The organism is Pseudomonas sp. GW456-L12, from assembly GCF_059424045.1.
The window spans coordinates 109,371-117,143 of record NZ_JBWKZA010000021.1 but is presented as its reverse complement, the minus strand read 5'-3'; the positions used below and the strand labels follow the sequence as shown (position 1 = coordinate 117,143).

The following is a 7,773-nucleotide window of genomic DNA, read 5'->3' as shown; positions in this document are numbered from 1 at the left end:
CATCTATAAGCAGCCACTTATAGTCGCGCCGCAGGCGAATTTGCCGCGAGACGCATACGCTGCATTTAGTGCAGGATAAGGCGCTCGTTCCCGCTCACCGATTGACCTGCATCTCCCAACCGCATCTGCATAAGAAAACACAGGGGCTTGTCATGATTTTTTCCGCACTACGTCGAAATATCCTCGTTGGCTCGCTGGGTCTGGCCCTCGGTGCCGGGTTGCTGGGGCAAGCGGTTGCCGGTGAGCAACTGCAGAAGATCAAGGACGCCGGCACCATCAACGTCGGCCTGGAAGGCACTTATCCACCGTTCAGCTACGTCGACGAAAGCGGCAAGCTGGCCGGCTTCGAAGTCGAGTTCTCCGAAGCCCTGGCGCAGAAGCTGGGCGTGAAGGTCAAACTGCAGCCGACCAAGTGGGACGGCATCCTCGCCGCCCTGGAGTCCAAGCGCCTGGACGCGGTGATCAACCAGGTGACCATCTCCGATGAGCGCAAGAAGAAATACGACTTCTCCACCCCCTACACGGTTTCCGGCATCCAGGCCCTGACCCAGAAGAAGAACGAAGGCAAGTTCAAGACCGCCGCCGACCTGGCCGGGCACAAGGTCGGTGTCGGCCTGGGCACCAACTACGAACAATGGCTCAAGGACAACGTGCCGCAAGCCATCATCAAGACCTACGACGACGATCCGACCAAGTACCAGGACCTGCGCGTAGGCCGTATCGACGCGATCCTGGTGGACCGCCTGGCCGCCTTCGAGCTGATCAAGAAAACCAACGACACCCTGGTCGTTTCCGGCGAGCCCTTCTCCCGCCAGGAAGCCGGCGTGGCCCTGCGCAAAGGCGAACCCGAACTGCTGGCCGCGGTGAACAAGGCGATCGAGGAACTGCGCGCCGACGGCACGCTGAAAAAGCTCTCGGAAAAATACTTCAACGCTGACGTCACTCAATAATGGAAGCAGGTTTTCAGTTCGAACTGTCTTTCCCGCAGTTGAGCCAGCAAATCGCCGAAACCACGCAGCTGTTGCTGAACTCCGCGCCCTTCCTGCTCAAGGGCGCGTATTTCACGGTCATCCTCAGCCTCGGCGGCATGTTCTTCGGATTGGCGCTGGGTTTCGCCCTGGCGCTGATGCGCCTGTCGCGCTTCAAGCTGCTGAGCTGGATCGCCCGCGTCTATGTGTCGTTCTTTCGCGGCACGCCGTTGCTGGTGCAACTGTTCGTGATCTATTACGGCCTGCCGCAGTTGGGTATCGAGCTTGACCCGCTGCCGGCGGCGCTGATCGGCTTCTCGTTGAACATGGCGGCCTACGCCTGCGAGATCCTGCGCGCGGCCATCGGCTCCATCGAGCGCGGGCAATGGGAAGCGGCGGCCAGCATTGGCATGACCCGGGCCCAGACCCTGCGCCGGGCAATCCTGCCGCAAGCCATGCGCACGGCCCTGCCGCCCCTGGGCAACAGTTTTATCTCGCTGGTCAAGGACACGGCCCTGGCCGCCACCATCCAGGTCCCGGAACTGTTCCGCCAGGCACAGCTGATCACCGCCCGGACCTTCGAAGTCTTCACCATGTATCTTGCCGCCGCGCTGATCTACTGGGTTCTGGCCAGCGTGCTGGCGCACCTGCAGAACCGACTGGAAGAGCGGGTCAATCGGCACGACCAGGAGTCCTGAACCCATGATTGTGGTTGAAAAACTGACGAAGCAGTTCAAGGGTCAGACCGTCCTCAATGGCATCGACCTGACGGTGGCGGAAGGCGAGGTGGTCGCCATCATCGGCCCCAGCGGCTCGGGCAAGACCACCTTTTTACGCTGCCTGAATTTCCTCGAAGAACCTACCAGCGGCCGGATCAAGGTCGGCAACATCGAGATCGATGGCAGCCGCCCGCTGACCCAGCAGCAGGGCCTGGTGCGGCAACTGCGCCAGCAGGTGGGTTTCGTGTTCCAGAACTTCAACCTGTTCCCCCATCGCACCGCGCTGGAAAACGTCATCGAAGGCCCGCTGGTGGTGAAGAAGACGCCCCGCGAGCAGGCGCTGGCCCTGGGCCGCGGGCTGTTGGCCAAGGTCGGCCTGGCGGGCAAGGAAGACGCCTATCCGCGGCGCCTATCCGGCGGCCAGCAACAGCGCGTGGCGATTGCCCGGGCGCTGGCGATGGAGCCGGAAGTGATCCTGTTCGACGAACCGACCTCGGCCCTCGATCCGGAGCTGGTGGGCGAAGTGCTGGCGACCATCCGCGGCCTGGCCGAGGAGAAGCGCACCATGGTCATCGTCACCCACGAAATGGGCTTCGCCCGCGACGTGGCCAACCGGGTGATCTTCTTCGACAAGGGGGTAATCGTCGAACAGGGCGAAGCCAAGGCGCTGTTCGCCAACCCCAGGGAAGAACGCACCCGGCAATTCCTCAGCAAGTTCCTCACCTCGGGCCATCCCCAGGCCTGAACGGCGCCCTCGCTGCCGAGCCCAGGATGGGCTGTGCAGCGAACGCAAACCCGCCGTCACATTCCGCCAGACACATCGCATACGCCGGTTTACGACGACTGCGCCGCCGAGCGCAGGCTACACCAGCGGCTACAGAAACCACGTGCCCCTGTAACCGCCCCCCCCTGTAGCCGCTGCCGAGCAACGCGAGGCGGCGAACGGTCTGGGCGGCATTCCGACACAGCGGCCGCCAGGCCCGCCACTGCATTGCGCCCGGAAAACCGTATGCCCCGTTTACGACGGCTACGCCGCCGCGCGCAGGCTGCGCCAGCGGCTACAGGCATCAGATCTATCTCCCATTACCCTTCGCCTTTTCCTACCTGCCGTATACGTAAACCCCTTCTATACATATTCCTAAAAGTTAGTTTATTTAATTTTTATACGCGCATAGGGTATATGCACCGGACCACCGGACATTCTTGAACCCGATTTCGCCGCCACGGCGCGGCACTTCCAAAGATGTGAGGTAGGTATGGTCCGGAACACAATCACCCCAGTGCAGATCGCCAGGGCATTGCGTGCAGCCAAGGAGTGGCACTGATGTCCAATTTGGCCGATGCAAATGTCCAGAGCGATCTGGATGTCGCCCCCCTGTTGTTGCCCGCACGGGTTCTGCTGAACGACGCAGAAGCCCTTCAAGCCGCCCATGAACTGGCCACCGTCGCCCGCCAGCAGGCGGCCCGGCGCGACCAGCAGCGCAAGCTGCCGTGGGCGGAAATCGAACATTTCACCCGCAGTGGCCTGGGCAGTATTGCCATCCCCCGTGAATACGGCGGCCCGCAGGTGTCTTTCGTGACCCTGGCCGAAGTCTTCGCGATCATTTCCGCGGCCGACCCGGCCCTGGGACAGATCCCGCAGAACCAGTTCGGCATTCTCAACCTGATCCTCGGCAGCGCCACCGAACGGCAGAAAAAGCAGCTGTTCCAGAGCGTGCTGGAAGGCTGGCGCATCGGTAACGCCGGCCCGGAACGCGGGACCAAAAACACCCTGGAACTCAAGGCACGGATCAGCGCCGACGGCGACGGTTACCTGCTCAATGGCCAGAAGTTCTATTCCACCGGCGCCCTGTTCGCCCACTGGGTGGCGGTCAAGGCGTTGAACGACGACGGCAGGCAGGTCCTGGCCTTCGTCCGGCGCGGCACGCCAGGGCTGCGCATCGTCGACGACTGGTCGGGCTTCGGCCAGCGCACCACCGCCAGCGGCACCATTTTGCTCAACAACGTGCGGGTCGATGCCGACCTGGTGGTGGACAACTGGCGCATCAACGAGTCGCCGAATATCCAGGGCGCGGTCTCGCAGTTGATCCAGGCGGCCATCGACGCCGGCATCGCCCGCGCCGCCATCGACGACGCCGTCAGCTTCGTGCGTGAACGCTCGCGGCCGTGGGTCGACGCCAACGTCGAACGGGCCAGCGACGACCTCTATGTGATCGCCGACATCGGCAAGCTGAAAATCGAACTGCACGCCGCCGAGGCCCTGCTGCGCAAGGCCGGCCAGGTGCTGGACCAGGTCAATGCCGCGCCGATCAGCGCCGAATCCGCCGCCCGCGCCTCGATCGCCGTGGCCGAAGCCAAGGTGCTGACCACCGAGATCTCCCTGCTGGCCAGCGAGAAACTCTTCGAGCTGGCCGGCAGCCGCGCCACCCTCGCCGAGTTCAACCTCGACCGGCACTGGCGCAACGCCCGGGTCCACACCCTGCACGATCCGGTGCGCTGGAAATACCACGCCGTCGGCGCCTATCACCTGAACGGCACCCTGCCGGCTCGCCATTCCTGGATTTAAGCGACCAGATCTCTGGAGAAGTACATGACTCTTTCTCAACACGTCGCGGTCATAACCAGCGATGAGCAAGCCCTGATCGTCGCCAGCGACCTGGCCGAGGATTTCAAGCGCGACAGCGCCCTGCGCGACCGCGAACGCCGCCTGCCCCACCCCGAACTCGAAGCCTTTTCCCGCTCCGGCCTGTGGGGCATCAGCGTGCCCAGGGAATACGGCGGCGCCGGTGTGTCCAACGTCACCCTGGCCAAGGTCATCGCCCTGATCGCCCAGGCCGACGGCTCCCTGGGGCAGATCCCGCAGAACCATTTCTACGCCCTCGAAGTGCTGCGGGTGAACGGCAGCGAGGCGCAGAAAAAACGCCTGTACGCCGAGGTCCTGGCCGGCCAGCGCTTCGGCAATGCCCTGGCCGAACTGGGCACCAAGACCGCCCACGACCGCACCACTCGCCTGACCCGGGACGTGCAGGACGGACGCGACGGCTATCGCATCAACGGTCGCAAGTTCTATTCCACCGGCGCCCTCTACGCCCAGCGCATCCCCACGTCGGTGGTGGATGAACACGGCGTGCAGCAACTGGCCTTCGTCCCGGCGAGCAGCCAGGGCCTGAACGTGATCGACGACTGGAGCGGCTTCGGCCAGCGCACCACCGGCAGCGGCTCGGTGGTATTCGAGGATGTGTTCGTCGCCGCCGAGGACGTGATTCCCTTTCAGAGCGCCTTCGAGCGCCCGACCACCGTCGGCCCGCTGGCGCAGATTCTCCACGCCGCCATCGACACCGGTATCGCCCGCGCCGCCTATGAGGACGCCCTGCATTTCGTGCGCACCAAGACCCGGCCGTGGATCGATTCCGGCAACGACAAGGCCAGCGAAGACCCGCTGACCCTCAAGAGCTTCGGCCACCTGAGCATTCGCCTGCACGCCACCGAGGCGTTGCTGGAGCGCTCCGGGGAGTTCCTCGACGCGGCCCAGGTCGAGCCCAACGCCGAGACGGTGGCCGCCGCTTCCATCGCGGTCGCCGAGGCCCGCGCCATCAGCACCGAAATCTCCCTGGCCGCCGGCAGCACCCTGTTCGAGCTGGCCGGCAGCCAGGCGACCCTGGCCGAACATGGCCTGGACCGTCACTGGCGCAACGCCCGGGTGCACACCCTGCACGACCCGGTGCGCTGGAAGTACCACGCGGTGGGCAACTACTACCTCAACCAGACGAACCCGCCATTGCGGGGGACTATCTGATGAGCGCTCTTGAGAAAGGCAAAAAAAAGATCCTGCTCAATGCCTTCAACATGAACTGCATCGGGCACATCAACCACGGCCTGTGGACCCATCCACGGGACACCTCGACCCAGTACAAGACTATCGAGTACTGGACCGAGCTGGCGCAGCTGCTGGAGCGCGGACTGTTCGACGGGCTGTTCATCGCCGACATCGTCGGGGTCTACGACGTCTACCAGAACTCGGTGGACGTGACGCTCAAGGAGTCGATCCAGCTGCCGGTCAACGATCCGCTGCTGCTGGTTTCGGCCATGGCCGCGGTGACCCGCAACCTCGGCTTCGGCCTCACCGCCAACCTCACCTACGAGCCGCCGTACCTGTTCGCCCGACGCATGTCGACGCTGGACCACCTGAGCCGCGGCCGGGTCGGCTGGAACATCGTCACCGGCTACCTCGACAGCGCCGCCAAGGCCATGGGCCTGAGCGAACAGGCCGAGCACGACCGGCGCTACGACCAGGCCGATGAATACCTGGAAGTGCTCTACAAGCTCTGGGAAGGCAGCTGGGAAAACGACGCGGTGATCAACGACCGCGAACAGCGGATCTACGCCCGGCCGGAGAAGGTGCACAAGGTCGAGCACAAGGGCGAGTTCTATCAGGTCGAGGGCTATCACCTGTGCGAACCCTCGCCGCAGCGCACGCCGGTGCTGTTCCAGGCCGGCAGTTCCGATCGCGGCCTGCTGTTCGCCGGGCGCCACGCCGAATGCGTGTTCATCAGCGGGCAGAACAAAGCCTCGACCCGCGCCCAGGTGGACAAGGTCCGCGCCAGCGCCGTGGCGGCCGGGCGCAATCCCGAGGACATCAAGGTGTTCATGGGGCTCAACGTGATAGTCGCCGCGACCGAGGAACTGGCCTGGAAGAAGCACGCCGAATACCGCAGCTACGCCAGCGCCGAAGCCGGGGTGGCGCATTTCTCGGCGTCCACCGCCATCGACTTTTCCCAGTACGAGATCGACGAACCGATCCAGTACGTGAAGAGCAACGCCATCCAGTCGGCCACCAAGAACCTGCAGAACAACGACTGGACCCGGCGCAAGCTGCTCGACCAGCACGCCCTGGGCGGGCGCTACATCACCGTGGTCGGCTCGCCGCAGCAGGTGGCCGACGACCTCGAATCCTGGATCGCCGAGACTGGCCTGGACGGCTTCAACCTGACCCGCATCGTCACCCCGGAAAGTTATGCCGACTTCATCGACCTGGTGATCCCCGAGCTGCAACGCCGCGGCTCGTACAAGACCGCCTACGACAACGGCACCCTGCGCGAAAAGCTGTTCCGGCAGGACGCGCAGTTACCCGAGCAACACGCCGGAGCGGGCTATCGCCCTATCGCGAGCAAGCTCGCTCCTACAGGTTGAGCCCATTCCCTGTAGGAGCGAGCTTGCTCGCGATGAGGTCGGCCCAAACACCCAAAAACTTCATGCACTGACTGGAAACGACACCATGAAAACCAAGCTCTTAAGCCACCCAGTCAAAGCACTGGCCCTCGCCCTCGGACTGTTCGCCAGCGCGGTATTCGCCGCCGACGCGCCGCTGAAAGTCGGCACCACCGCCGCCTTCGCCATCCCCCTGGAAGCCGCCGTCGAAGAGGCCGGCAAACAGGGCCTGAAAGTCGAGCTGGTGGAGTTCAGCGACTGGATCGCGCCGAACGTCAGCCTGGCCGCCGGCGATATCGACGTGAACTACTTCCAGCACATCCCGTTCCTGGAAAACGCCAAGGCCGCCGCCGGTTTCGACCTGGTGCCGTTCGCCCCGGGGATCATCAACAACGTCGGCCTGTACTCGAAGCGATACAAAAGCTTCGACGAGCTGCCCGAAGGCGCCACGGTGGCCATCGCCAACGACCCGATCAACAGCGGCCGCGGCTTGCAGCTGCTGGCCAAGGCCGGCCTGATCAGCCTCAAGCCGGGGGTCGGCTACAAGGCCACCGAGGACGACATAGTCGCCAACCCAAAGAAACTGAAGATCCTCCAGGTCGAGGCCGTGCAACTGGTACGCGCCTATGACGACGCCGACCTGGTGCAGGGCTACCCGGCCTATATCCGCCTGGCCAAGACCTTCGATGCCGGTTCGGCGCTGCTGTTCGACGGCCTCGACCACAAGGAATACGTGATCCAGTTCGTGATCCAGCCCAAGAGCAAGACCGACCCGCGGCTGATCAAGTTCGTCGATATCTACCAGCATTCGCCGGCTGTGCGCGCCGCCCTGGACAAAGCCCACGGCAAGCTCTACCAAGCCGGCTGGGAAGGTTGAG

Annotated in this window: 7 protein-coding genes; all 7 read left to right on the top strand. The window is 64.0% G+C overall.

The annotated features are described in order from the left end of the window. Nucleotides 1-152: 152 nt before the first annotated feature. The 7 genes from tcyJ (at nt 153) to AC07Y9_RS23045 (ending at nt 7,772) form a co-directional block, all read left to right on the top strand. On the top strand, nt 153-950 hold the full coding sequence (gene tcyJ, locus AC07Y9_RS23075) for a cystine ABC transporter substrate-binding protein (protein WP_102679896.1): 798 nt from the start codon (nt 153-155) through the stop codon (nt 948-950). Between the two features lie 50 nt (nt 951-1,000). Continuing rightward, nucleotides 1,001-1,666 (top strand): cystine ABC transporter permease, encoded by a 666-nt coding sequence (tcyL, locus tag AC07Y9_RS23070; protein WP_037005081.1) that lies wholly within the window; start codon nt 1,001-1,003, stop codon nt 1,664-1,666. Nucleotides 1,667-1,670: 4 nt separating this feature from the next. Beyond that, on the top strand, nt 1,671-2,432 hold the full coding sequence (tcyN, locus tag AC07Y9_RS23065; protein WP_007925310.1) for an L-cystine ABC transporter ATP-binding protein TcyN: 762 nt from the start codon (nt 1,671-1,673) through the stop codon (nt 2,430-2,432). A gap of 579 nt (nt 2,433-3,011) precedes the next feature. Continuing rightward, nucleotides 3,012-4,253, top strand: coding sequence for an SfnB family sulfur acquisition oxidoreductase (locus AC07Y9_RS23060; protein WP_102679897.1), 1,242 nt, complete (start codon nt 3,012-3,014; stop codon nt 4,251-4,253). A 24-nt stretch (nt 4,254-4,277) separates the two neighbouring features. Beyond that, on the top strand, nt 4,278-5,483 hold the full coding sequence (locus tag AC07Y9_RS23055; protein ID WP_102679898.1) for an SfnB family sulfur acquisition oxidoreductase: 1,206 nt from the start codon (nt 4,278-4,280) through the stop codon (nt 5,481-5,483). Next, on the top strand, nt 5,483-6,877 hold the full coding sequence (locus tag AC07Y9_RS23050; RefSeq protein ID WP_102679899.1) for an LLM class flavin-dependent oxidoreductase: 1,395 nt from the start codon (nt 5,483-5,485) through the stop codon (nt 6,875-6,877). Before AC07Y9_RS23055 ends, AC07Y9_RS23050 begins: the two co-directional genes overlap by 1 nt. Nucleotides 6,878-6,962: 85 nt before the next feature. Continuing rightward, the gene (locus tag AC07Y9_RS23045; RefSeq protein ID WP_102679900.1) at nt 6,963-7,772 is read left to right on the top strand and encodes a MetQ/NlpA family ABC transporter substrate-binding protein; all 810 of its coding nucleotides are present in this window, start codon (nt 6,963-6,965) and stop codon (nt 7,770-7,772) included. The last annotated feature ends 1 nt before the right edge of the window (nt 7,773 follow it).